Genomic DNA, 24,738 nt, shown 5'->3' with positions numbered 1-24,738 from the left:
GAGCGTGCGGACGCCGCGCCACCGGATCGTGCGGCACCCTTCTGCCGCACTGGCGGGGGCTCGGGAGCCGGGCGCTCGCTCGTACATGTCCGTCGCGGCTCAGCGGAGCGCGCGCCGCACTCACAACGTCGCGGTCACCCGCGATTCAGCTGAGCGCAGGCGTCGCGCGCGCCGCACTCAACGCCCGCGACCACCACAGCAACTGGTCGAGCATGGCCGAGGCCGCCGCGGCCGGTTCGGCGGGCTCGCGCAGCTCGCCGTTCTCATCGAAGAGCAGGTAGTAGCGCGGAAACGAGACATAGTCGCGGACAGTGTGCGCGTTGAGTTCGGTAAAGATCTGGCGCAGGTGTTCGATGGCGAGCAAACCGCCGGAGGCGCCGCTGTAGCCGACGAATCCGATCGCTTTCGCGTCCCATTGCGTGAAATGCCAGTCGATGGCGGTCTTCAGCGCGGCCGGGTAGCTGCGGTTGTAGTCGGGGGTGACGACGACGAACGCGTCGGCGGCGTCGAGGCGCGCGGTCAGGTCGCGCATGCCGTCGGGGCGGACCGGGTCGGGGTCGAGGCGTGGTGAGGTCGCGGGCAGCGCGAGCGGGAGTTCCGCGTCGGCCAGGTCGATCAGGTCGACCTCGAATTCGCCGTGCCGGTCGACCTGGTCGACGAACCATCGCGCGACCACGGGCCCGAATCGCCCTTCCCGAACGCTGGCGACCAGTACCGCGAGTTTGACCGGTGTGAAAGACATTTCGCACTCCTTGGCTTCGGTCACGGTCTGGATCGACCGTGCCGATCGAGTCTGCGATCGGCGACGGTGCGGCCGGGAGACCGCCGCGAGACTGGTAGTCACAGGGACACCCTCCGCACCGCGATCGTTGTTAGCTTGGAAAGGGTGAGCGACAACGAGCTGGGACTGTTCCTGCGGACCCGGCGCGAGGCGGTGTCCCCCGAACGGGTCGGACTTCCGGCGGGTCCGCGCCGCCGCACCCCCGGACTGCGCCGCGCCGAACTGGCCACCTTGGCCGGCGTCAGCGTGGAATACGTCACGCGACTCGAACAAGGCCGTGATCGCAGACCGTCACCGCCGGTGCTCTCCGCCCTCGCCGACGCCATGCGTCTGACCCCGAGCGAACGTGTGCACCTGCACCGACTGAGCAAGGCCTCCGATCCGGGATTCACCTGTGTGGGCGACGCGCCGATCAACCGCACGGTGCGCCCGACGGTGGCGACCCTGCTCGACCGGCTCGAACCCGCGGCGGCGGTGATCGTGAACCGACTCGGCGAGGTGCTCGCGCACACCGACACCTACCGGCGGCTGATGGCGCCGCTCGGTCTGTTCGACGATCCGAGCCACGGCAGCCTCGCCTTTTTCACCTTCGCCGACGATCGCGCCCGCGGCGCCTACCCGGACTGGGACCGGGTGGCCGACGAGGTGGTCGCCTCGCTCAAACACGGTCCGTTCCGCGCCGACCCGAACATCGCGGGCCTGATCGACCAGCTCACGGTCATCGGCGGCGCCGAGTTCACCCGCAGGCTCGACACCGTGCCGAGCCTGCCCGCCGCCAGCGGTGTCACCCGGATGGATCATCCGGTCGTCGGCGCCCTGCGTCTTGCCTTCGAAACGCTCGACCTGCCCGCCGACGACGATCAGCGCCTGATCGTGCACCTGCCCGCCGACCCGGCCACCGCGACCGCGCTCGACACCCTGTGCGGTCGCCGTCCCGGTGCGCTGCGCGCGGTCAACGACTGAGAATTCGCCTCGCTCGCACCCCGGATCCGCCGGTATCCTCGGCGCATGAGTGATTCCACCTCCATTCCCTCGGCGGACCGTCCCGCATCGGCTCGTCCGGCCTGAAGAGCAGGTGCGTCGGGACGGCCGCTAGGCTTGACCCTCGTGCATCCCGACGTTTCCGCCGACCTCGCCGAACTCGACGCCACCCTCAAGACGGTCGAGTCGGTGCTCGACATCGAGGAATTACGCCGACGCATCGATGAACTCGAGCACCAGGCCGCCGATCCCGATCTGTGGAACGACCAGGACCACGCCCAGCAGGTCACCAGCGAACTCTCGCACGCGCAGAACGAACTGCGTCGCGTCGAGGAGTTGCGCGGGCGCCTCGACGACCTACCCGTGCTCTACGAACTCGCCGAGGAAGAGGAAGGCGAGACCAGGGCCACCGCGCTCGCCGACGCCGACGCCGAGCGCGCCGCGCTGCACGGCGACGTGGAGGCGCTGGAGGTGCGCACCCTGCTGTCGGGGCGCTACGACAAGCGCGAGGCGCTGGTCAACATCCGTTCCGGCGCGGGTGGCGTCGACGCCGCCGACTGGGCCGAGAAACTGATGCGCATGTACATCCGGTGGGCGCAGCGCCACGACTACCCGGTCGAGGTATACGACACTTCCTACGCCGAGGAAGCGGGCATCAAGAGCGCCACCTTCGTGGTGAAGGCCCCGTACGCCTACGGCACCCTCTCCGTCGAGATGGGCACCCACCGGCTGGTGCGGATCAGCCCCTTCGACAACCAGGGCCGCCGCCAGACCTCGTTCGCCGAGGTCGAGGTGTTGCCGGTGGTGGAGACCACCGACCACATCGAGATCCCCGAGGGCGACATCCGGGTCGACGTGTACCGGTCCTCGGGTCCGGGCGGCCAGAGCGTCAACACCACCGACTCGGCGGTGCGCCTGACCCACATCCCCACCGGCATCGTCGTCACCTGCCAGAACGAGAAGTCGCAGCTGCAGAACAAGATCTCGGCCATGCGTGTGCTCCAGGCGAAGCTGCTCGAGCGCAAACGTCAGGAGGAGCGCGCCCAGATGGACGCGCTCAAGACCACCGAGGGCGCGTCCTGGGGTAACCAGATGCGCTCCTATGTGCTGCATCCGTACCAGATGGTGAAGGATCTGCGCACCAACTACGAGGTGAACAATCCGAGTGCGGTGCTCGACGGCGAAATCGACTCCTTCATCGAGTCCGGTATCAGATGGCGGATGCGGGAGCAGGCGAATCAGTCGGCGTAGAAACGGAATTCGTCCCCGTTCGAAGATATCGGCGGGGTCGAAACGGCGCGACGCGCGGAACCGGCGCGCGTGTCGTTGTAGCCTGTCTGGCGTGTGTTATGTGGTTGGCGATACAGCGCGGGACCCGATTCGGTGATCGCGCTCGGTATCTCGTCGGACACCACGGCCTGGCTGCGGTCCAGCGGGCTGGAGATCATCCTGCTCTTGCTGGGTGCGGTGTTGTTCGCCCGGTTCGCGACCTTCGTGCGCGACCGGGTCACCCAGCGGATCGATTCCGGATTCCGCAGCAGCGACGCCTTGGTGCGCACGGAGGCGGCCAAGCACCGGCACGCACTGGCCCAGGTGCTGACGTGGGTGGTGCTGACCATCGTCTACGTGCTGGTCGGCATGGAATTGTTGCAGCGCCTCGGTTTTCAGGTCACCGGGCTGATCGCGCCCGCCGCGGTGCTCGGCGCGGCGCTCGGTTTCGGCGCGCAGCGCATCGTGCAGGACATCCTCGCGGGCTTCTTTTTGATCACCGAGCGGCAGTACGGCTTCGGTGATGTGGTGCGCATCTCGGTGACCGGTTCGGCGGAGATCGCCGAGGGCACCGTCGAGGACGTCACCCTGCGGATCACCACGCTGCGCAACTCCGACGGCGAGGTCATCACCGTGCCGAACGGCCAGATCGTCAAAGTGACCAACCTGTCCAAGGATTGGGCGCGCGCCGCGATCGACGTCCCGGTCGCGGCCACCGTCGACATCACCCGCGTCAACGAAGTACTCCATCGGGTCGGTACAGAGGCGTACGAGGACCCACGGTTGAAGCCATTGCTGCTCGACGAACCCACCGTCATGGGTATCGACGATCTCGCGATGGACCAGATCAACATCCGGATGGTTGCCCGCACCCTGCCGGGCAAACAGTTCGAAGTCGGCCGTGAGCTGCGCGTGCGAGTCGCCGCGGCACTGCGGCGGGAGGGTATCAGTGAGACGACTTAATTCCACTCTGATCATGCGCGAGTCGGTCCGACCGCGGAAGTCGACCGCGCTGCTCGGGATCGCCTGGGTCGCGATCTTCGTGCTGTACCTGTTCGTGAAACCCGACACCACCGTCCCGATCGGCACCGGTTTACTGATCAACACGGCACCGGCGGCCACGGTGGACGAGACCGCGGGCAAGTAGGCGAGGTCGAGTCGGCGAATCGACGGGGCGGTCTGGTTACACTGGCTCCCCGTGATCACCATGCGCAACGTCACCAAGTCGTATCCGACCTCGACGCGGCCCGCGCTGGACAACATCACCGTCGATGTGGCGAAGGGTGAGTTCGTCTTCATCATCGGACCGTCCGGTTCGGGGAAGTCGACCTTCATGCGCCTGCTGCTCAAAGAGGAGAAACCCACCGCGGGCGAGATCAGGGTCGCGGATTTCCGGGTCGACCGGCTGCCGGGCCGCAAGGTTCCGAAGTTACGCCAGCGCATCGGCTGCGTCTTCCAGGACTTCCGGCTGCTCCAGCAGAAGACCGTCGCCCAGAACGTGGCGTTCGCGCTCGAGGTGATCGGGAAGCGTCGCCAGTTCATCGACCGCACCGTGCCCGAGGTCCTCGACATGGTGGGGCTCGGCGGCAAGTCGGATCGGCTGCCCAGCGAGTTGTCCGGCGGTGAGCAGCAGCGGGTCGCGATCGCCCGCGCCTTCGTCAACCGTCCGCTGGTCCTGCTCGCCGACGAGCCGACCGGCAACCTCGACCCGGACACCAGCGCCGACATCATGATGCTGCTGGAGCGGATCAATCGCATCGGCACCACGGTGGTGATGGCGACCCACGACAACCACATAGTCGACGCGATGCGCAGGCGGGTGGTGGAACTCGAAAACGGACGGCTGGTCCGCGACGAGGCCACCGGCGTGTACGGGGTCGGTCGATAATGCGCGGGAGTTTCCTGTTCCGCGAGGTCTCCACCGGCCTGCGCCGCAATGTGACGATGACCATCGCGATGATCCTGACCACCGCGGTCTCGCTGGCCATGCTCGGCGGCGGACTGCTCTCGGTGCGGATGGCCGACAAAACCGAGCAGTACTTCACCGGCCGCCTCGAGGTGCGGTTCTACCTGGACGACGCGATCTCCGCCGACGACCCGGACTGCGCGGCCGAGCCGTGCCGGTCGCTGCTGGCGGATATGAAGAAGACCTCGGGCGTGGTCAGCGTGCAGTTCCTCAACCGCGCGGCCGCACTCGAGGAGGCCAAGAAGCTGTTCGAGGACCAGCCGGAGATGGTGCAGTACATCTCCGAGACGCCGCTGCCCGCGTCCATGCGGGTCAAGATGACCGACGGCGATCAGTACGAGCACATCTACGAGGCGTTCCACAATCGCGACGGGGTGCGCACGGTCGCCAACGACCGCGAGTTCGTGGACCGGCTGCTTCGCCTGTTCGACGGCCTGCGCAACGCGGCGTTCGGTCTGGCCGTCGTGATGGCGCTGGCCGCGCTGTTGCTGATCGCGAACATGATGCAGATCGCCGCGTTCACCCGCCGCACCGAGGTCAACATCATGCGTCTGGTCGGCGCGACCCGCTGGTACACGCAGTTGCCGTTCCTATTGGAGGCCGTGGTCGCGGCGCTGACGGGTTCGCTGCTGGCGATCACGGGCCTGCTCATCGCGCGCCCGCTGGTGATCGACCGGGCGCTCGGCCCGCTGTTCGACAGCAATGTCTTCCCGCGGATCACCGGCGACGACATCGCGATCGTCGCCTTGACCATCGCGCCCGTCGGCATCGTCTTCGCGGCGGTCACCGCGTACGCCACTCTGCGTTATTACGTGCGGGAATAGGTCTTCGCTCGCGGCGGACGCGACTTTGTCCACATGTGGACAACTTTCGCGTTCGCCGTCGTCGCGTACCCGCCGTCGGCGGCGGGTGTCGGCGGGCGCTCGTAGGATGGGCCGCGTGACTCCACCCGACGCCACATCCGCATCGCTGATCGACAGCGAGTCCCTCGCCCATTCCGAAAGCGGTGCAGCGCAAGAGGTCCTAGGGCGGGTCTTCGGCTACGACAGTTTCCGCGGCGATCAGCGCGAGATCGTGCAGCACGTGATCGACGGCGGCGACGCGCTGGTCCTCATGCCGACGGGCGGCGGAAAGTCGTTGTGCTATCAGGTTCCCGCGCTGGTGCGGCCGGGTGTGGGTGTCGTGATCTCACCGCTCATCGCGCTCATGCAGGATCAGGTAGACGCATTGAGCGCGCTGGGTGTGCGCGCGGGCTTCCTCAACTCCACCCAGTTCCCCGACGAGCGTCGGATGGTGGAGGCGCAGTTCGTCGCGGGCGAACTGGACCTGCTGTACCTCGCTCCGGAACGGTTGCGCTCCGAGGCCACCGCGCAACTGCTCGAGCGCGGCAAGATCTCGCTGTTCGCGATCGACGAGGCGCACTGCGTTTCGCAGTGGGGTCACGACTTCCGGCCCGACTACTTGGCGCTGTCGGTGCTGCACGAACGCTGGCCGCAGGTGCCGCGCGTGGCGTTGACGGCCACGGCGACGGCCAAGACCCGCGACGAGATCATCGAGCGGCTCGACCTCGGCTCGGCTCGGCGTTTCGTCTCGAGCTTCGACCGGCCCAACATCCAATACCGCATCGAGCCGAAGAACCGCGCCGAACGGCAGCTGCTCGAGTTCATCCGCACCGAACATCCCGGTGACGCCGGCATCGTCTACTGCCTGTCGCGCAATTCGGTGGAGAAGACGGCGTCGTTCCTCACCGAGAACGGCGTCCCGGCCATCCCTTATCACGCGGGTCTGGACAATCGGACCAGGGCCGCGAACCAGGCCCGGTTCCTGCGCGAGGACGGGCTTGTCGTGGTCGCCACCATCGCCTTCGGCATGGGCATCGACAAACCGGATGTGCGCTTCGTCGCCCATCTCGACCTGCCGAAATCGGTGGAGGGCTACTACCAGGAGACGGGCCGCGCCGGCCGCGACGGCCTTGCGTCAACGGCGTGGATGGTCTACGGCCTCAACGACGTCGTGCAGCAGCGCAAGCTGATCGACAATTCCGAGGGCGACGCGGCCCATCGCAGGCAGTTGCAGTTGCATCTGGACGCCATGCTCGCGCTGTGCGAAACGGTGTCATGCCGCCGCGGGCAATTGCTCGCCTACTTCGGCCAGTCCGAGGCGGCCGCGTGCGGAAATTGCGACACCTGCCTGACCCCGCCGGAATCCTGGGACGGCACCGTCGCCGCACAGAAATTCCTCTCGGCGGTGCTGCGGCTGGATCGTGAGCGCGGGCAGCGCTTCGGCGCCGGGCATATCGTCGACATCCTGCTCGGCAAGACCAATCCCAAGGTCCAGCAGCACGCCCACCACGAACTGTCGGTCTTCGGCGTCGGCGCCGACCTGCGCGACACCGAATGGCGCGGTGTGGCGCGCCAACTCCTGGCGCAGGGATTGCTCGCGGTGCACGGCGAATACGGCGTGCTCACCCTCACCGAGGCCAGTAACGACGTGCTGTTCTCCGGGCGGCAGGTCCGTCTGCGTCGCGAGGTGGAGCGCGCCGCCGCCAAACCGGCGCGCGCGCCCAAGAGCGGCAAGACGCCGAAGGCCGCCGTCGACCTCGCCCCGGAGGATATGGCGCTGTTCGAGAAGCTGCGGGAATGGCGGGCCGCGACGGCCAAGGAACAGGGCGTCCCCGCCTATGTCGTCTTCCACGACGCCACCTTGCGCGAGATCGCCGCGTCGAAGCCGAACAGCCTGGCTCAGCTCGGTACGGTCAGCGGTGTCGGTGAGAACAAGCTCGCCAAATACGGCGAGGGCGTACTCGAGACAGTGGCCGCGGCGTGACGGAGCGCGGTGGTCATCGGATAGACAGTCGGTGAACTGTCGTCCCCGGGCGTGGACCTCTCCTGGTCGATCGTCCAGAATGAGTGCGGATCTACGGGCTTGTCGGACCGACCGAAGGGCATCGGGTGAGCAACGTGCACGGCATCGGCCGCCGCGAACTGCTGGCGGGAACCGCCGCGATGGCGGCAGGCGCGACACTGGTCGGTCTCTCGCCCGCGCAGGCGGTGCCGGTGGCGGCCGGAGTCGCCAAGTACCCGATGCCGACCGGGCGGGCGGTGCGCGTCCTCGTCACCGGTGACGCGGGCACCGGCACCAGGACGCAGTGGGCGGTCGCCGACGCGGCCCGCGAATACCACGGCCGTTCGCCGTTCTCGCTCGCGCTCGGCCTCGGCGACAACATCTACGAGACCGGGCCGAACAGCGCCACCGACATCCAGTTCACCGACAAGTTCGAGAACCCGAACACCGGCCTGGATCTGCCCTGGGCCATGGTCCTCGGCAACCACGACACCAGCTCGGTGTTCCCCGGTGACGGCGGCTGGCTGCTGCGCGGCAACCACGAGGTCGAATACCACGCGAATTCGGCGCGCTGGTGGATGCCGAGCCGCTACTACTCGGTGCGGGTACCGGAACAGAATCCGGTGGTCGAATTCTTCGTCCTCGACCTCAATCCGCTCGCCGCCTTCATACCGCCGGTGCTGTCGCCGTACTGGTCCGTCGACGGCGAATACATGAACGCCCAGCGCGCCTGGTTCGACGCCGCCGTCGCAGAGTCGCAGGCCACCTGGAAGATCGCCTGCACCCACCACCCCTACCTGAGCAACGGATCGCACGGCGACGCGGGCAACTACGAAGGCTTGCCCATCGAGCCCATCAACGGCGTCCACGTGCAGCGGTTCTTCACCGAACACGTGGTCGGGCGCTGCCACCTCATCCTGTCGGGCCATGATCACTCGCTCCAAGTGCTCGAGCCGACCCCGGAGTCCAAGGGCACCCGCCAGCTGATCTCCGGCGCGGCCGCGAAAACCACAGGCGCGGAACCGAGGCGCGGCGGCGGTGGCCATCCCGCCCTGTTCGAAAACTACAACCAACTCGGATTCATGGTGCTCGACCTCGATCGCTCCGGAATCCAATTGCGCGTGGTCACGGCCGATCTCGCCACCGGTGCGGGCACGGTCGCCTTCCAGCGGGCGATCGCCTGAGGCTGGGCGGCGGACCGGCTCGGGAACGTCACTGTATAGCAACGGCATTGGAAACCGGCCCGCCAAACCGGGCGCGATCGCGCTCACCGGGGTTACGGTGCACACATGGGTGAAGACTCCGACGACTCCGGGATATCCGGCCCAGCACAGGCCGAGACCCCCGACGGGCCGCCGCCGCGCCACGCCTTGGACCCCGCGGTGGAGTCGGTGTGGCTCGGCAGACGCAGCCCGCCGCGCCTGGGCCGCCCCAGACTCTCCACCCTGCTCCTGACCGCCGCCTTCATCGCCGTCCTCGCCCTCTACCTCACGGTGCGCTGAGTCACCTGCATCGCCCGGCGACATCCACCTCGGAATAATCCGGTTGCCTCGTCACTTACAGTTGACCGTTATGAAGGAGAAGGGGCGCAAGGTCATCGCGACCAACCGCAAGGCGCGGCACAACTACACGATCCTCGACACCTATGAGGCCGGGATCGCGCTGGTCGGTACCGAGGTGAAGAGCCTGCGCGAGGGCAAGGCATCCCTGGTCGACGCGTTCGCCACGGTGGACAACGGTGAGGTGTGGTTGCGCGGTCTGCACATTCCCGAGTTCAGCCACGGCACGTGGACCAATCACTCGCCGCGGCGGGTGCGCAAACTCCTGCTGCACAAGAGCGAGATCGAGCGGCTGGTCGGCAAGTCCCGCGAAGGCAATCAGACGTTGGTGCCGCTGTCGATGTATTTCACCGACGGCAAGGTCAAGGTCGAGCTGGCGTTGGCCAAGGGTAAGCAGGACTACGACAAACGCCAGGATCTGGCGCGGCGAACGGCCGAGCGTGAGGTCACGCGGGAGATCGGGCGCCGGGTGAAGGGAATGCGGTAGGGAATCGCCGAGGCCCGCGAGCGTCGGGTTCGCGGGCCTCGGCGATCAGAGTGCGGCGCAGGGGCCGGTCAGGGTGATCTTCTCCAGCGTGGCGCCGTGGTAGGTGGGGTCGAGGGTGCGCGAGCCGAGTGGCGCGTCAGGATCGGGAGTATTGACCACCGCCTGCTGGGCGGCGAGATTCGGTCCGGGCCCGCCATAGGTGGTGACGCTCGCCATACCCTCGGAGTCGACGGTGAGATCGTCCATCGTTCGGCGCAGCGCGGCGCGGTTGAAGCCGCCCCGCGCGGCCGCGGCGGTGAGGGCCGCCTTCATCGGATACGAGACCGCCCAACCCAGGTTGTATCCCCAGTTCGTCGGTTCTCGCGGGGCCGCGGCCCGCGCGTGCTGCGCGCCTTTGCTCACGCCGTCCCAGCCGTCGACCGGCGAGGTGTAGTTGTAGAGCGCCGACAGCTGATGAGCCACCGGCGTTTGCAGCAGCGCACCGTTCCAGGTAGCCGCCGAGCCGAGGAAACGGCCGGTGTAGCCCGCGGCGGTCAGCGCGCCGACGATTTCCGCGGTCTCGACAGGCCCGGTCGCCAGCGCGACGAGATCCGTTGGTTTGGAGAGTATTTCGGTGACGGCACGGCTCTGGTTGCCCACTTCGCTGTTCGGCCCGGTGTCGATGCGCGTATCGACCCGCGAGCCGTTCTCGCCCGCCCACTTCAGCACGCCGTTCGCGTAGTCGGCGCCGTAATTCCCGCGGAAGGCCACGATCGCGAGATTGTGCGGCTGATAGTGGTTCTTGGTGAACCAGTCGAGGCCGAGTATCGCTTCCGTGCAATAGGAATAGCTGCCGTCGAATACGAGATTCATGTCGGTGTCGCGATATTGCCAGCCCGACCACAGCGTTCCGGCCGCCGCGATCATATTCGCGGCATCCATCCTCGGCAGCACCGACAGCGTCTGCGAGGTCCCGAGACTCATGGCCAGCGCCAGCACGTTCGGCTCGATCTGCGTGTACTGCTCCGCATGCTTGCGCGGCTCGTATTCGGTATCCCTGGCGTATTTGGTGATGTCGACCTCGTACCCGTCGATACCGCCCGCCTTGTTCACCTCGTTCCAGAACGCGATCTGCCCCTCCTGCAACGATTTCCCGAGCACCGCATATGGTCCACCCCCGAGAGCGGACAGCACACCCAGGTAGATGCAACCGGTGTCCTTGTGCACCGCCTGTGGGCACGGCGCGCTCGTCACGCCGGGACCGGCGTTGCGGTCGGGTTCGGTCGAGCAGGCGGCCAGGATCAGACCGGTGATCAACGGCACGGCCGCGCCGCGGACCAGCCACCGCCTGCCACGTGTGATTGCCATATGGTTTTGCTCCCTCAGAACAATCCGCCCGGGTCCCTTCACCCCGGCACGAACGATCGGAACAGTACCCGGCCCCATTGTCCCGCCGGAGCGGTTCGCGAGGCACGGAATATGGGAATGACCGGGGTAGGGTCGAGTGTTACTATGACTAGCCCGCAAGGCGCGGGCACGTACGGGGCTGAACGGTTTCGACTGCGTACGTTGATTCAGGGGAAGCGTGTCGGTGCAGGCAAGAGACCACCGTAAGCGTCGCTGCAACCAATTAAGCGCCGATTCTCATCAGCGCGAGTACGCCCTCGCTGCCTAAGTAGCAGGTCGTCTCTGTCAGTCCGGGCCCGTCCCTCGGCCCGGGGCCTGGCATCAGCTAGAGGGAATCACCGTCCGACTCGGTCGCGGAGCCGGACGGGACATCCAACAGCGACTGGGATCGTCATCCGAGCTTGTTCGTGAGACCCGGAGATCCGAGTAGAGACACAGCGAACTGCACACGGAGAAGCCCTGAAGACACGGCGGAGGACCCGGGTTCGATTCCCGGCAGCTCCACGAGTGCGAGGCCCATGCCCACGGAGGGCGTGGGCCTTTCTCGTTCCGCTGAGTGTTCTGTGGGGGCGCAGCCCCCACGCCCCACCCGGCGGGCTTCGCCCCCGGACCCCCGCGTCTGTGGTTGCGTCGGGTAGGCCTGGTTCGAGTAAGTTCCCGCGAGGTCCACTCGAAGCCCCTCACTCGAACCTTGAGTGAGGGGCCTTTCATGCTGGGATACGATCACCCTCGGTTCATAAAGCGGTGCGCATAGCCGACGCCTATCCGATCGGCCATAAGTTCAGGTCGCCGTTGAACAGGTGGTCGTAGCGTCGAGCGTCGTCATCTTGCACCCCGAGCTTGCGCCGAGTCCTCTTGTCTCATCAGCAAGGCTCTGCGCTACTCGAATAGCCGTCAAAGGACTTGCCAGTCTGATTCTTGCCAGCTGGATACAGATCTACCGAAGAAGTTGGTTATCAGCTCATCTGGCACACCGGCAACTTCGAACCGAGTTTTTTCGCCTGGTTCGAAGGCTGCCCTCTCCTCGAAGGCAAGGCCAACCATTTGGCTGCTGTGGGCTGCAATCGCCGACTCAAATATTGCTTGAAACGTCCCGGCTTCCGCGTTGTTTCTAAGCGGTCGCACATCGAGCTGACCCCAATGTTCGTCGGACCCACGCACCGTCGTGTCGATTACTACGTGTGTATGCCGGTCGGGCCGTTCACGTCTATCGGAGAAATGCTCGAACTGCGCCCATAACAGGCTTGCATCGATTTGTCTTACCCCATTGGGTCCGCGGCGTGTATACGACAGCTGTTCCTCGACGTACTTCATGGTCCGATCAATTGCCGCAGAATATGCCTTCTCCATCAACTGCACCGTGTCGGACTCGCTTAGCCCCCACATTATGGACCACGAGTGTGGCGGTGAAAACACTATCTCGTATGCTATCGCCAGCCCATTGCGCGTCTGGGCAAAGTTTGTCAGTGCTTGAGTACGTGTGACAGTCTGATGGGCGAATCCTAGGGAAGTTGCCAGCGCGCCATTGTAATGGCCGGGAGACTCGGCACCGCCACACGGTTTGCGCGGATCTTCGACATTGTGGAGAATTAATACCATTGGCTACCCCAAGCTGAATCAGTTTTCTGCGGAAACGGACGTCGGAACGTTGTGTCGCACACATCAAAGGAGGAGGCTCGGCTGCGCTTTACTGCAGGAACGTGGGACGGTCAAGTCGGCTTCGTACATTATTGATGAACCGGTTCATCAATAACAGCGCTCAGGATGTTATTCTTATAGCCGATTTTACAGGTTTCGCCGAGCATTCTCTTATTTCAGGCTGCGTCGGTGTGGTGGCTGGTGAAGTTGACTCGGGTGTCGTCGGCGTCGAGGGCGATGTTGAGGGTGGCGTCGAGGGCGTCGGCGAGTTTGGCGAGCAGGGGCAGGGTCGGCACGGTGTCGGAGCCTTCGATGCGCGAGATCTTGGCTTGTGTGAGTCCGGCGCGTTCGGCGAGGTCGGCTTGTGTGAGTCCGAGTTCGGTCCGGCGGTCGTAGACGGCTTTGGCCAGTGCCATGGAGAGCCGGATTTCACGTCGGGCCTCGGTGACATTGTCGGGTTCTGTGTAGCCTTTGGCGAGTTTGCGTTCACGGAGATTCTTCCAGTGTGCATGGCTCATCGGTCCAGTTCTCCTCTCTCGATTGTGCGGATGAATTCCTGGTGGGCGGGTTCGTGTTCTGCCTGGCAGGTCTGTTGGGCGAGTTTCGCACGTTTGACCTCGGCGTCTTCTCGCATCCGGGTCTTGCGGAACACTGTGAGAAGGATGGCCGTCGTCTTGGAGCGAGCCAATAGGTGATACGGATGGCAGCGCCGTCGAGTGTCGGGCGTAGCTCGCGGACCCCATCGCCGAGGTATCGGGCGAAGGGTTCGCTCAGCGACTCTGCTTGTTCGGCGAGCAGGCCGACGTATTCGTCGACCTTGAGGAAGTGCTTGGCTGGCAGTGCTTCAAGCCAGTCCCGCACCTCGGGCTCGATTTCGATGGTGAACAGTGCACCCACGACAGCGACTGTATATGTCGTCGACAACATATTGCAAGGCGTCGCCTCGGGTCGGCGGGTTGGCGGCAGTAGCCCGCCTGCGGGATTGTCGCTGCAGGAATCGCCACCCAAGCGGCGCTGCCCTCCTCGTGGTCGGATCGTAACCCTGTTGTCTCGCAGTACTTTGGCCACTGTCCGCTTGGCCATGTGGTGCCCGACCTTCAACCGAGCCATCGACGCTCCCGCCTCGTACTTGGCGATGATCTCGGCGACTTCGTCAGGGCTCAGCTGCTTCTTCGGCCCACCCGATGTCTGTGACCGTGATCCCTGGGACCTGCGCGGTCCGCTTTTCTCGATCCGTTCCTGCACCTCAGCGAGGCGCTGCAAGATATCGGTCCGGTTCGAGTAAGTTCCCGCAAGGTCCACGAGTGCGAGGCCCATGCCCACGGAGGGCGTGGGCCTTTCTCGTTCCGCTGAGTGTTCTGTGGGGCGCAGCCCCCACGCCCCACCCGGCGGGCTTCGCCCCCCGGACCCCCGCGTCTGTGGTTGCGTCGGGTGGGCCTGGTTCGAGTAGGTTCCCGCGAGGTCCGCTCGAGGCCCTTCACCTGAAGCCCAGGTGAGGGGCTTTTTTTCATGCCGCTGCGCTGTCCCTGGCGGTGCCCGTGCCCACATTTGCCCACACTTCGCAGCGGCGGCGCGCAGCCCTTCGCCCATACGTTCGGCGACGTCGTCGAGATCGTCCTCGAACAGGTGGCCGTAGTTATCGAGCGTCATCGTCGCTGTCTTGTGTCCGAGCTGACGTTGGACGGTCTTCACGTGCGGGCCGCTCATGAGCGATGCGGCGGTGTGCCTCAGTTGGTGCGCGGTCAGGCGCGGGAAGGTAGCCGTGCCGGTCGCCTTGCCGTCTCGCAGCTGTGGGCTCGAGTGGTCGGTGTTCTCGGGCGTGCCGACAACTACGGCGGTTGGTCGTGATCCGGCGTCGGTGATGGGCCTCGCGGATGCCCCAGGGTTGTCGGTGGGGGTCGATAGAGTGCGTGGTGTGGGTGAATCTGATGCGGGACGTCCCGCGCTGTCCTCGGAACTGGACGCGGCGGAGTTGCGTCGTTGGTACTGGCTCAAGCAGGAACTGGCGGATTTCGCGCGCACGTCGGGTATTCGGGCCACCGGCGATAAGCAACTGTTGACCGACCGGATCGCCGCGGCTCTCGACGGCGTCGCCTTCACCGAGCCCGCGCCGCCGCCACCGGCCGCAGGCGCTCAGCTTCGCGCACCGTTCGATGGTGGCTCGCGTATTCCGGTCGGGCAGCGGTGCAGTCAGCCCCTGCGGGCGTGGTTCACCGAACAGGTCGGTCCCGGTTTCTGTTTCGACGCCCCGATGCGCGAGTTCTTCGCCGGAGCCGACGGTTCCCGCACTCTCGCCGACGGCCTCGAGCACTGGTACGGGTCTCGAGATCAGGGCGAGAAGAGTATCGACTCCCAGTTCGAGTACAACCGTTTCACCCGCGCGTGGCATCGAGCGCATCCGAACGGGGCCAGAAGCGAACTCGTCGCGGCGTGGCAGGAGTATCGGGGCCGCCCGGTGGATGAACGGGGCCGCGTCTAGTGACCACCTCGACGTGGGACCACACCCAGGTCACGGCTCGGTTGACCGGGTAGGCGGCCCGGTTCGTCGATCCCGATGCACTCGTGGTGGACGACGCCGGGTCCCCGAGCGACTCGGCTTGTTCTGCGAGTATTCCGACGTACTCGTCGACTTCGAGGAAGTGTCTGGCGGTCAGTACCCCCAGCCCCGCACCTCAGGCTCGATCTCGATGATGAACAGCTCATGATGCCGCCGACGAGATCGCCGAGGAGGTTCGGCGTTGGCTGGATATCGCCGATGTCGAGCGGGCCGCGTGGGAACGTGTTGTCTTCTAGTGGATTCCGAGGTACCTGCCGAGTGTGTCGTCGAGTTCGGCCATGGCGTCGCGGGTCAGGTTGTCCACCTGATCCTTCAGGTAGTCGGTGTCGATGGTGTGGATCTGGTCGACCAGAAGTCTGGTCTCTCGGCCGTTGATCTCTACGAGCGGTCGGAATACCGAGCCGCCCGCCGATGTGGATGTCGGGACTATCGTCACGGTCGAACCGAGCCAATCCGAGGGGCTGACCACTACGCCGAGGCGCCGGCCGCGCTGCTCGTGTCCGCGCTTGGCTTCCCCGAGGTCGACCTTGTGCACGGCACCGCGAATGAGCACTACCACGCTTCCGGCTCGTTGTTGAGATCTTCGTCGCGCAGTCGGTCGGCGTCGGACCTGGCTTGCTGTAGCCATTCCTCCCGGTCCAACAGCCGCAGGGCTCGTCGAATCACATCGGTGGTGTTCTCGTCGCCGTGGCGTGCGCGGTCGATGATTCGCTCGTCGTCGGCGCTGGGGCGGAAAGTGATTGTCGCGGCCATGGTACAAGTATGCGACAAATGTAAGACGCTCGGCCCGGTTGGGCGAGTTCATCCAGGTCGGCTTGGGCAAGCCCGAGTTAGGTGCAGCGGTCGTAGACGGCTGGGCCGGTGCGATGGAGAGCCAGACGGAACAACGTGCGAACTGGTAAGTGGCGGATGGCGACGCTGTCGGGCGGTCGATACAGATCGCAGGCTCATCTCCCGCAGCGGGAGGATCTGCGGCGGATCAAGGCGGGCCGTGCTTGTCGGGAGGGGGATGGTTCAGCGCCGCACGGAAATTCGCGTGCGCGGCTATGAACGCGAAGCGCTCGTCGTAGATCGGGCGGAAAGTCACCCGTTTCGAACTCTTCTTCAGCAGCAGAATGAGCGCCACCAGTCCCAACGGGAACGAACCGGGAAGTAGGCCGAGTGCCAGGGGCGGGATGAGTGCGTCGATATCGGCGACAACGGCGATCACCAGGGCGACGAGGTCGGCGGCCATCAACCACAGCAGTGCGAGGGCGAGGCGTTTGTAGCGGAGGGATGTGCGATGGCAGCGGTCGCACGTCGGCCACTCACCGACGACGATCGTGGAAACGGGTGCTGTCTCGATCGGTCTCAGCCTTATCACCTTGGCCAGGTCCCGTTCGACGGCCGTGCGATGGAAGCGAGGGTGAATGTCGGTGTCGTACAAGTAGGTTCGAGTGGGTTCGCGCGCGGAAGCCGGTCGACCGTGGACCGCGCACACGTCTGGCAGCGGCTGGGCGAGTTCGAGTTCGAGAGGTTCGACACGTAGTCGCCGCGGGGTCACGAGCCACAGCGTTGCTGTGTTCGGCAGCGGTTCGCGGCATCGGCGCAGGCGGACGGTCACGTCGCTTTCGTGGGTGTGGGGCCGCTGGTAGGTGAGTGGTTCGGATGGCTGTGCGGTGGTCTCGAAGCCGCCGCTGTTGGGGCGGTAGCGTTCGCCGCGCGGGGTGATGCGCCTCATCGGAGCCACCCGTGTTGATTGCGGTCGCGGAAGTACAGGTCGTCCTCGTCGTCTTCCTCAGGGGTGACGACGCGATCACGGTTCGGTTTGCGGGTTCCTGCGATCACGGGACTCGTAGAGGGTTGGGGACGGCTCGCCAATTGGGGTGTGGTCGGGGTGTCGGGGAGTGGGTCTCCGGGCAGTGCGGTTTCGGATGGCTGGTTGCGGTAGCTCTCCAGGATCGCCTCGCCGAGAGCGGCTTTGCGCTCGATCTCCTCGGTGGACATGGCCGCCACCCGTACGAGTGCCGGGGGGATGGCCGCGGTGGTGAGGCGCGCGAACGCGTCGCTGTGCATGAGATCGTGCAAGTTGCCCTGTCCACGCATGATTTCGCCCAGTTGCGCCTTCAGATCGGGGTCGACGCCGGGGCTGTCCGCGATGATTCTCATCGCCTTCGCGAGATGACGGGACATTCCGATATCGCCCCCGACGAGATCGAGCAGGTCATTTGCCGCCCTTCGCCGGGTAGGTCCGGTCGAGGGCTTCGGCCCTGTTGCGGTCGAGGTTGCGGTACATCGTCGCGGCCTTCGCCAGTTCGGCGGCGGCCTCGCTGGTCCTCGTGCCGAGTCGGGTGTAGTTGGTCGCGAACTCGTCACAGGCTTCCTTGAGTACGCCGATGAGTGGTTTCAGGACCACGCCGGCGTTGCCCTCGAGATTCAGGTGGTTCCTCGCGTAGTCGACAGCTTTCGTGCTGCCCGCGCCGAGATCGGACAGTTCGTCTGCTGCTTCGGCGATGTCGTCGGGAACGACAGTGAACTGATAGGTCATGTCGGTGATTCCTGTCGATGCGAACGAGTACGAGACGGGCCCGACATCGGTGCGTCACCGGTCCTACCGACAATCACCCACCGCCGTGGTGTCCCCCTCGTGAGTCGAGGTCAGCATACGCCTCACCCGATGCGGCGCCGACGCGTGTTCGTTGAGGAAGTTGTTGCCGGTCTTGGTGATCCACCGCCATCGTGACACCGCGTCGCGGGCGACCAGCGGTTTGTCCGGGGTGCCGCCCGCAACGTAGGTCGAATTCTCGGCGGTCCATTCGCCGACGAGCCGGTCGATCCGGGCGTGGCCCGCGTCCTGACGCGGCGGTTGCGGTGTCGTGGAACTCGAAGAAGCTGTGGGAGTTTCGCTCTCCGTGGTACCGCACGCGGCGCCGAAAAGAGCTGTCGCAATCAGCGTCGCGGCAAGAGTGCCTCGAAGTCTTCTCGGTATCACAGTAGTTTCACCTGAAAACCGAGGACGGCACTGACCGCTTATTCGGTCAGTAGTGATATCTGGCCTGGGCGATGAGGATGCGGTTTTCGGAGACGGCGTAGATCAGGCGATGTTCGTCGTTGATGCGGCGAGACCAGTATCCGGACTCGTCACCCTTCAATGGCTCCGGTTTGCCGATTCCGTGCCGGGTCGGCAGGCGGACGTGGTTGAAGTTCGTCGTCGAGCTGGTGCGGTCAGTTGTCGGGGGAGGGGAGTCGGGTTGTGGGGTCTGTTCGGGCCTGTTCGAGTTGTCGGGTGGTCAGGCCGATGGCGTCGGTCAGGTTGGCGCCGATCAGGATTGTGCCGGTGAGGTCGGCGGCGGAGAGGGTTGCTCGGGTGAGGTCGGCGCCGGTGAGGTCGGCGTTGGTCAAGGTGGCGTTGTTGAGGCGGGCGTCGCGGAGGTGGGCGTTTTTCAGGGATGCGTCGGTGAGGTTCGCGGCGATCAGGTTGGCGTGGTCGAGGTGGGCGCCGTCGAGGGTGGCGGCGCGCAGGTTCGCGCCGGTGAGTTCGGTGTCGGCGAGGCGGGCGTTGGTGAGGGGGAATTCGTGGAGGTCGGCTCGGGGGGCGCGCAGGCCGGTGAGGTCGAGTGGTTCTTCGGCGCGGTAGCGGCGTTCCGGGCGGCGCTGGCTGCGGAGTACTTCGAGGGCTGCTTCGACGTCGCCGGGGAGGTCAGCGGTAGAGCGGTGGGCGGTTCGTTCGCGCAGGAAATGGGCCAGTAGTCTGCGGCCTCGGTTTCGTTCGCGCGGGGCGTCGTCCATGATGGCTTGCAGCGCCCATGCGCCGCCGCCTCGCGTTACCGGATTGTCCGAGTCGAGGTGGGTGACGGCGGTGTTGAAGCGGTCGACGGTTTGGCTTGCCCTGTCGAGCAGGAGTTTTCGGGCGGTGTAGACGAGACCGGCCAGGCCGAGTACCACGCTGACGACGGGGACGAATTGCCCGCGGAGGGTGGCCGCGGCGGCGAGACGGTCCTTGGTGTCGAGGCGCCCGAGTTCGTCGTCGGCGAGCCAGATCGGCAGCTGGTAGAGCACATACAGCAGCGCGGCCGCGCCGACAGCGCAGGCGAGGCCGATCAGCAGTGCTCGTGGTCGCATCGTCGTCGCCGTTTCGTTGTCGTAGAGTGCTCGGTATTCGAGGTCACTGTAGTGGGCGACGGGGGTGTGGCTGTGTTGGAGACGAGGTCGAATCTACTCCTGCCGGAACGCAATAGCCGTTTCGAGAATCACGAACGGTTGTTGGTCGCCGCGGTCGAACATGTGCTCACCGGTGCGGCGGGAAATCAGACGGTGGTGATCACGGGTGGTCCTGGCGCCGGAAAGACCGCCACCGGTGTGGAGTTGGTGCATCGGATCGGGCGGCATTTCTCCGACGGGAGCCTGTTCTTCGAATTCTCCGGTGACGCCGAACAGCCCGAATCGATATCGCAGGTATTGCGCTGGGCGCTGGCCGAACTCGGCGTGCCTGCCGAGGAGATTCCGGATCTGCCGAGCGCCCTGCGATCCAAGTATCGTGCGGTGACAGCTGACAAGTCGCTCATCGTGTTCCTCGACGGCGTGGTCTCCGACAGTCAGGTTCGGGCACTGCGCCCCGGTCCCGGCGCGTCGCTGCTGCTGGTGACCGAAGCCCGTGCTGTCACGCCGGTGGACGCCGAGGGAGTGCGGCTGTTCGTGGTGGAGCCGCTGGACGAGGCGGCGGCGCTGCGGGTGCTCGCGGGGATCGTCGGTGCGGACCGGGTGGGTGCGGAGTCGGCGGCCGCGGTCGAGATCGTTCGGCTGTGCGGTTGCCTACCACTGGCATTGAGCATTGTGGGGTCGATGATCCGCCGAGCGGCGCTGCGCACGCGGGCGCCGCTCGCGGATACCGCCACGCGGCTTCGCGACGAGCGCAGGCACCGGTCGGTACTGTCGTTGAACATGGTCTTCGGCGCTGCTTACGGCGCCCTCACCGAACCCGCCCGGCGCTGCTACCGGGTGCTCGGGCTGCGTTCGCACGGTGGCGTGGTGAGCCCGTCGAGTGTCGCCGCGGTGTTGGGCGCGCCGGAGTACGAGGTCGAGGAATGGTTGATCGAACTCGCGGACAATCATCTGATCCAGGCGACCGACGACCGGTACGGGGTTCGCGAGCTGGTGGCGCGGCACAGTCGCGACATCGATGAGCGCGCGAGCTCGGAGCGGGAAGCCGAGGAAGCGCGACTGTTGCGCTACTACGACGAGCGGATCGCGGCGGCCGACGAACTGCTCGCCCCGCTCCGTCCGTGGCGGCGTTTGCTGTTCTCCGACAACGGCGGTGCGCCGCGGTTCTTCGACGCGGGACAGGCCCGCACCTGGTTGTCGGCGGAACGGCGCTGCGTGCGCGCGGCAGCCGAGTACGCGTTCGACGCGGGACAGTGGGATCTCGTCGTTCGGTGGTGTGTGCTGCTGTGGCCGTTCCACGAGAAGGAGAAGTTCCTCGACGACCTGCTCGATCTGCACCGTCTCGGCATCGAAGCCGCCAGGAATTCGGCGAATACGCTCGCCGAAGGGGTCCTGCACCTGCAACTCGGCTTCGCGCGTTACTGGTTGCGTGAATTCGACTCGGCTGCTTCCGCGTTCACCACCGCGATCGGGCTGACCGACAATATCGAACTCGTGGCGAGCGCATACGAGGGACTCGGGTTGGCGCAACTGGCGGCAGGCGATATCGAACAGGCTCGGATCAGCCTGCGCCACAACGAACAACTCGCCCGCCGGATCGATGACCCGCGCCGAATCGCGCTCGCGGTATTCCACCGGGCGAAGGCCGAGGCCGCCGATATCGCGCTGCCGCTGCTCGAAGAGTCGTTCGCGGGATTCTCGGCGCTGTCGGTGGACGAAACCGAGAACCTCGCCAAGGTCCGGTACTGGCGCGGCCGCAAACTGGCCGAGCGCGACGAGATCGATTCCGCCGTGGTCGAACTCGAACTGGCCCTCGAGGTGATGTCGGTGCGGCGACGGAGCTTCGATCAGGCCGAGATCTGCACCGTGTTGGCCGAGATAGCCGGGCGTCGAGCCGATCTCGGCGCGGCGAGCGCGCGGTTCGAGCAGGCGATCGCGATCTACGCGAATCTCGGTCTGGACGACCTCGCGAACCGGGCCCGCGAAGAGTGCGAACGGCTGACGCGATAGCGGTTCATACGGTGCTCGGGGCCACTACCAGACTGTATGTTCTTCCGGCGCAGTCGATCCTCCATTCGCCGCCGAGCTCGGCGAGACGCTTGCCTCGGCTCAGGTGGTGGCAGGCGATCGAGGCGAACGATCGACACGCCCGTGCGTCGCCGCTCGCGGAAAGCATGGTTCCCGACCGGTCGCCGAACCACCACCGGCCGGACTCGGTTGGGGTCGCGGCGAGCAGTAGTCCCGGTAGACCGGCCAGCGTGTCGGTGATCCACCGGCGCGGTCCCGGACCCGATACCCCCACGACGACGTCGGCGAGTTGCAGCCAGCGCCGCCGCGGTTCGGTGACGCCGATGACGAGGTGCGCCCCGCGCGGGGTGCTGTCCGGTGCGCGCAACCGCTCGGCCGGGAATCGGGTGAGATGTGCGACACCTTCCGCGTCCACCCTGACGACCGCCAGATAGGACTCGGGAACGGTGAGCGTGACCGTCGGCAGCGGAAGTGCGCTCAACTCCGCCGGTTCGGTCGGTTCGGTCAGCTCCAAGGTGCGATACATCAGTGTGCGCAGGATCGCCGGACTCGCATCGGGCTCCGATGTGGTGAGCGCCGTTATGGCCGAGTAGTGGTTCGGATCATGGGTGGCGATGGCGTCGCGGACCTGCCGGTGCAGATCCCCGTGCGGATCCAGGACCGGAGCCGTGGCCAGTAATTGTGCGACCGGTGAATTCGGGTCGACGGTGTGCGTCGGCGCGGATGCCAATATCAGGGGATTGCCAAGGGCGGTCGAATAGAAAGAAACCGAGCCGTGGTCACCGACCACCAGATCGGCCGCGACGATCGCCGCACGCCAGGCGTCGACATCGTCGGGCACCGTCACCCCCGCTCGTTTCGCCGCCGCGAGCAACTCTCCGAATTGCCACGACGAATGTCCGGCGACGATATTCGGATGCGGGGCAAGCAGCAGGGCGAATTCGTCGACAGGAAGTTGTTCGGCGAGCCGGAGCGGGAGGTCGGGAGCCGTGTCGAGCAGCGCGTGCGGTCCCCAGGTCGAGGAGATCACGACCAGCTTCCGACCGCCGGAAAGGCCGAAAGCGCGCCGGTACGACGGACGTAAGCCGTGGCTCGCGCGTAGCCGGTCGAAGCAGATGTCCCCGGCGACGACCGCTTTCGGCTCGGCGGGTGGACAGGCCGAGCGTAGCCGCTCGCGTTGTTCGGCGTGCGAGAGAACGATCGCGGACGGAATCACCGCACCGTCGTGCATCAGCCATTCCGCGGACAGGCCGAATGCCGAATTACCGAGAATTTTATTGTAACCCATGCCGTGTGGCACCACGATCAACGGTGATCGGAGTTCGTGCAGATCTCCACCGTAACTCGCGGAAATCGCGAGATCGAATTCCCGACGCACGGCTTCCGCCCACGGAATGGATTCGACTCCGTGCCGCGCCAGGAATTCCGCGGTGCCGCTGTCGAACGCGGACGAGCCGGTGCGGGTGAACACGATGCGAATACGCGGGTCGCAGGCGAGCAGCGGCAGGGTGTCGAACAGCCGGGTCGCCGCGGTGACATTGTGGGTCACGGCGAGAACTGTCCGCTCGGGTACGAAGGTCGCCCACTGAAGCCCGCGGTCGAGCGCCGATCGGGGCCGTGGATCGAGTGACACGATTGGCGATCGTAGTGAATCCACGCGAATGCGCCGCGGTGAGCCTACGCATGGATGCCTACAACCTCGCTCGGCAACCGTGCGCCGCACTCGCGTTCAGTGCGGCGCGGCGACCTCCCACAGCGAACTCACCGGCATGGCCAGCATCTTCGGTCCGAAGGGAAGCGTCTGTTGGCCGGTATGCAGAACGATGCCGACAAGGAATTCGTCGCCTAGTCGCTCGGAAAGGTGCCGGAGGTGCCGGAAGTCGGCGGGTCCCACCGTCGAGGCCGCTTTGACTTCGATGCCGACCACCTCGCCGCGCCGATTCTCCAGTACGGCATCGACTTCCACTTGATCTTTGGTGCGGTAATGGAACAAGTTCACGTCTTCCGCGCACCAACCGATCTGGCGCGCGAGTTCCATCAGTACGAATCCCTCGAGCAATGCGCCGAACTGGCCGCCGGGGCGGAGCAAGCTCCTGGCGTCGGTTCCGATGATGTCGGCGGCGATTCCGGAATCCACGAAGGCCACCTTCGGCGTCATGGTCGCTCGGCTGCTCAGAATCCGGGACCATGCCGGAATCCGCTTGATGAGGTAGACCTCTTCGAGAAGCGAGACATACCGTTTCACGGTATTCGCCACGAGCCCGAGGTCGTTGCCGAGTGACCCCGGGACCAGTAGTTGACCCGAGCGCGCCGCGAGCATTCGGACCAGCGTCCGCATCTCGGCTGTTCGTTCGATTTCGGCGAGTTGCCGAACATCTCGTGTGATCAGGTCGTCGACGTAGGAGTCGAGAAAACGGCGCCTGCGCTTGTCGTTGGTTCTCGCGATCGCCTCCGGAAACCCGCCGCGGACGATCCGTTCGGCATAGTCGGCCCGGCGTTGCTGTGTGCTGTGGCGTATCGCGTCCCGGTGGTGAAGACCGCGTCGATGAAGCCGTCGGGGGCGCCGCCGATCTCGCCCTGGGAGAACGGCCACAGTTCGATGGTCTCCATGCGCCCGACGAGAGTGTCGGGGAGTGCGCGCAATCCGAGAACACGGGCGGATCCGGTGAGCAGATATCGGCCGGGACGCGGGTCCACATCCACTTGCGCTTTGATGGCCAACAGAAGGTCGGGGGCCCGCTGGATCTCATCGATCACCATCAGGTCGACGGACTCCACGAATCCGTCGGGGTCGCTCATCGCTGATTGGCGTGTCAACGCGACATCCAAATCGCGCCACTCGGTGTCCCGATCCTTGGCGACCAGGCGAACCAAGGTGCTCTTGCCGGATTGCCGAGCGCCGTTGACCAGTACGACCCGGGTATCGGTGAGTGCCTCGGCCACCGTTGCCTCTGCCCGTCGGGGTTTCGCGGGTCCGAATCGGGTCTGCACTGCACGCACCTCACTCCACGGGCCCAATGGTGACAGTTCGGATGACGCGCCGACCTACAAATTAGCAGATCGGACCATGCGCATGACGAAATGGTCGCAACTTGTGTGTCC

General features: G+C 65.7%; 26 protein-coding genes, 1 other RNA gene and 1 pseudogene. 13 read left to right on the top strand and 15 right to left on the bottom strand.

The genetic code is table 11. The annotated features are described in order from the left end of the window. Positions 1 to 145: 145 nt before the first annotated feature. Positions 146 to 742, bottom strand: coding sequence for an NADPH-dependent FMN reductase (locus tag IT779_RS04835; RefSeq protein WP_196147970.1), 597 nt, complete (start codon positions 740 to 742; stop codon positions 146 to 148). A gap of 144 nt (positions 743 to 886) precedes the next feature. On the opposite strand from IT779_RS04835, the gene IT779_RS04830 reads away from it, so the two are divergent. The 10 genes from IT779_RS04830 to smpB all read left to right on the top strand — a co-directional run bounded on the left by IT779_RS04830 (position 887) and on the right by smpB (position 9,887). Continuing rightward, on the top strand, positions 887 to 1,744 hold the full coding sequence (locus IT779_RS04830; protein ID WP_196147969.1) for a helix-turn-helix transcriptional regulator: 858 nt from the start codon (positions 887 to 889) through the stop codon (positions 1,742 to 1,744). Between the two features lie 144 nt (positions 1,745 to 1,888). Next, entirely contained in the window at positions 1,889 to 3,013 is a 1,125-nt protein-coding gene (gene prfB, locus IT779_RS04825) for a peptide chain release factor 2 (protein WP_196147968.1), read from the top strand. 135 nt (positions 3,014 to 3,148) lie between these two features. Then, positions 3,149 to 3,994, top strand: coding sequence for a mechanosensitive ion channel family protein (locus IT779_RS04820; RefSeq protein ID WP_408637732.1), 846 nt, complete (start codon positions 3,149 to 3,151; stop codon positions 3,992 to 3,994). Between the two features lie 13 nt (positions 3,995 to 4,007). After that, positions 4,008 to 4,178, top strand: coding sequence for a hypothetical protein (locus IT779_RS04815; RefSeq protein ID WP_196147966.1), 171 nt, complete (start codon positions 4,008 to 4,010; stop codon positions 4,176 to 4,178). A gap of 60 nt (positions 4,179 to 4,238) precedes the next feature. Further along, entirely contained in the window at positions 4,239 to 4,919 is a 681-nt protein-coding gene (gene ftsE, locus IT779_RS04810) for a cell division ATP-binding protein FtsE (RefSeq protein ID WP_198428233.1), read from the top strand. Next, complete coding sequence (gene ftsX, locus IT779_RS04805) at positions 4,919 to 5,821, top strand: permease-like cell division protein FtsX (protein ID WP_196147964.1); 903 nt, start codon at positions 4,919 to 4,921, stop codon at positions 5,819 to 5,821. The genes ftsE and ftsX overlap by 1 nt, the downstream gene beginning before the upstream one ends. A gap of 115 nt (positions 5,822 to 5,936) precedes the next feature. After that, a complete protein-coding gene (gene recQ, locus IT779_RS04800) occupies positions 5,937 to 7,823 on the top strand; it encodes a DNA helicase RecQ (protein ID WP_332838655.1) in 1,887 nt (628 codons plus the stop codon). Between the two features lie 125 nt (positions 7,824 to 7,948). Next, positions 7,949 to 9,025, top strand: a complete 1,077-nt coding sequence (locus tag IT779_RS04795; RefSeq protein ID WP_332838654.1) for a metallophosphoesterase — start codon at positions 7,949 to 7,951, stop codon at positions 9,023 to 9,025. A 105-nt stretch (positions 9,026 to 9,130) separates the two neighbouring features. Continuing rightward, the gene (locus IT779_RS04790; protein WP_196147962.1) at positions 9,131 to 9,343 is read left to right on the top strand and encodes a hypothetical protein; all 213 of its coding nucleotides are present in this window, start codon (positions 9,131 to 9,133) and stop codon (positions 9,341 to 9,343) included. A 70-nt stretch (positions 9,344 to 9,413) separates the two neighbouring features. Continuing rightward, positions 9,414 to 9,887, top strand: a complete 474-nt coding sequence (smpB, locus tag IT779_RS04785) for an SsrA-binding protein SmpB (RefSeq protein ID WP_196147961.1) — start codon at positions 9,414 to 9,416, stop codon at positions 9,885 to 9,887. A 45-nt stretch (positions 9,888 to 9,932) separates the two neighbouring features. Here smpB and IT779_RS04780 read toward each other — a convergent pair whose 3' ends face one another. Beyond that, the gene (locus tag IT779_RS04780; RefSeq protein WP_196147960.1) at positions 9,933 to 11,234 is read right to left on the bottom strand and encodes an ABC transporter substrate-binding protein; all 1,302 of its coding nucleotides are present in this window, start codon (positions 11,232 to 11,234) and stop codon (positions 9,933 to 9,935) included. Between the two features lie 174 nt (positions 11,235 to 11,408). Here IT779_RS04780 and ssrA point away from each other — a divergent pair. Continuing rightward, positions 11,409 to 11,780: a transfer-messenger RNA gene (gene ssrA / locus IT779_RS04775) on the top strand. A gap of 387 nt (positions 11,781 to 12,167) precedes the next feature. Here ssrA and mobF read toward each other — a convergent pair. The 3 genes from mobF to IT779_RS04760 all read right to left on the bottom strand — a co-directional run bounded on the left by mobF (position 12,168) and on the right by IT779_RS04760 (position 13,808). Then, positions 12,168 to 12,872 (bottom strand): MobF family relaxase, encoded by a 705-nt coding sequence (gene mobF, locus IT779_RS04770; protein ID WP_196147959.1) that lies wholly within the window; start codon positions 12,870 to 12,872, stop codon positions 12,168 to 12,170. A 215-nt stretch (positions 12,873 to 13,087) separates the two neighbouring features. Beyond that, entirely contained in the window at positions 13,088 to 13,429 is a 342-nt protein-coding gene (locus IT779_RS04765) for a helix-turn-helix domain-containing protein (protein ID WP_196147958.1), read from the bottom strand. Next, positions 13,398 to 13,808: a type II toxin-antitoxin system RelE/ParE family toxin gene (locus IT779_RS04760; RefSeq protein ID WP_332838706.1), complete on the bottom strand. Its 411-nt coding sequence runs from the start codon at positions 13,806 to 13,808 to the stop codon at positions 13,398 to 13,400. The genes IT779_RS04765 and IT779_RS04760 overlap by 32 nt, the downstream gene beginning before the upstream one ends. Positions 13,809 to 14,826: 1,018 nt before the next feature. Here IT779_RS04760 and IT779_RS04755 point away from each other — a divergent pair. Beyond that, the gene (locus IT779_RS04755) at positions 14,827 to 15,390 is read left to right on the top strand and encodes an SAP domain-containing protein (RefSeq protein WP_332838653.1); all 564 of its coding nucleotides are present in this window, start codon (positions 14,827 to 14,829) and stop codon (positions 15,388 to 15,390) included. A 310-nt stretch (positions 15,391 to 15,700) separates the two neighbouring features. Here the strand turns inward: IT779_RS04755 and IT779_RS04750 are convergent, their stop codons facing one another. From IT779_RS04750 to IT779_RS04720, 7 genes and pseudogenes are all read right to left on the bottom strand, one after another. Beyond that, positions 15,701 to 16,027, bottom strand: coding sequence for a type II toxin-antitoxin system PemK/MazF family toxin (locus IT779_RS04750; protein WP_332838652.1), 327 nt, complete (start codon positions 16,025 to 16,027; stop codon positions 15,701 to 15,703). After that, positions 16,021 to 16,221, bottom strand: a complete 201-nt coding sequence (locus IT779_RS04745; RefSeq protein WP_196147957.1) for a hypothetical protein — start codon at positions 16,219 to 16,221, stop codon at positions 16,021 to 16,023. Before IT779_RS04745 ends, IT779_RS04750 begins: the two co-directional genes overlap by 7 nt. A 226-nt stretch (positions 16,222 to 16,447) precedes the next feature. Then, positions 16,448 to 17,188, bottom strand: a complete 741-nt coding sequence (locus tag IT779_RS04740; RefSeq protein ID WP_196147956.1) for a hypothetical protein — start codon at positions 17,186 to 17,188, stop codon at positions 16,448 to 16,450. Continuing rightward, a complete protein-coding gene (locus IT779_RS04735; protein ID WP_196147955.1) occupies positions 17,185 to 17,616 on the bottom strand; it encodes a hypothetical protein in 432 nt (143 codons plus the stop codon). Before IT779_RS04735 ends, IT779_RS04740 begins: the two co-directional genes overlap by 4 nt. Before the next feature lie 55 nt (positions 17,617 to 17,671). Next, complete coding sequence (locus IT779_RS04730) at positions 17,672 to 17,995, bottom strand: type VII secretion target (protein ID WP_196147954.1); 324 nt, start codon at positions 17,993 to 17,995, stop codon at positions 17,672 to 17,674. 490 nt (positions 17,996 to 18,485) lie between these two features. Further along, positions 18,486 to 18,620 (bottom strand): annotated as a pseudogene (locus IT779_RS04725) (Txe/YoeB family addiction module toxin); the annotation flags it as partial. 52 nt (positions 18,621 to 18,672) lie between these two features. Further along, the gene (locus IT779_RS04720; RefSeq protein WP_196147953.1) at positions 18,673 to 19,569 is read right to left on the bottom strand and encodes a pentapeptide repeat-containing protein; all 897 of its coding nucleotides are present in this window, start codon (positions 19,567 to 19,569) and stop codon (positions 18,673 to 18,675) included. Positions 19,570 to 19,641: 72 nt separating this feature from the next. On the opposite strand from IT779_RS04720, the gene IT779_RS04715 reads away from it, so the two are divergent. After that, positions 19,642 to 21,618 carry an NB-ARC domain-containing protein gene (locus tag IT779_RS04715; RefSeq protein ID WP_196147952.1) on the top strand — a complete coding sequence of 659 codons (1,977 nt, stop codon included), beginning with the start codon at positions 19,642 to 19,644 and terminating at the stop codon, positions 21,616 to 21,618. A gap of 4 nt (positions 21,619 to 21,622) precedes the next feature. On the opposite strand, the gene IT779_RS04710 is transcribed toward IT779_RS04715, so the two are convergent. From IT779_RS04710 to IT779_RS37085, 3 genes are all read right to left on the bottom strand, one after another. Continuing rightward, complete coding sequence (locus IT779_RS04710) at positions 21,623 to 23,185, bottom strand: hypothetical protein (protein WP_196147951.1); 1,563 nt, start codon at positions 23,183 to 23,185, stop codon at positions 21,623 to 21,625. Between the two features lie 180 nt (positions 23,186 to 23,365). Continuing rightward, the gene (locus tag IT779_RS37090; RefSeq protein WP_408637731.1) at positions 23,366 to 24,022 is read right to left on the bottom strand and encodes an ATP-binding protein; all 657 of its coding nucleotides are present in this window, start codon (positions 24,020 to 24,022) and stop codon (positions 23,366 to 23,368) included. Continuing rightward, the gene (locus IT779_RS37085; protein WP_198428195.1) at positions 24,022 to 24,627 is read right to left on the bottom strand and encodes an ATP-binding protein; all 606 of its coding nucleotides are present in this window, start codon (positions 24,625 to 24,627) and stop codon (positions 24,022 to 24,024) included. Before IT779_RS37085 ends, IT779_RS37090 begins: the two co-directional genes overlap by 1 nt. Positions 24,628 to 24,738 lie beyond the last annotated feature (111 nt).

This window comes from Nocardia bovistercoris (genome assembly GCF_015674855.1).
Taxonomy (GTDB): Bacteria; Actinomycetota; Actinomycetes; order Mycobacteriales; family Mycobacteriaceae; genus Nocardia; species Nocardia bovistercoris.
Note: the sequence above shows the minus strand (reverse complement) of the source record. Positions and strands in the feature narration are given on the sequence as shown.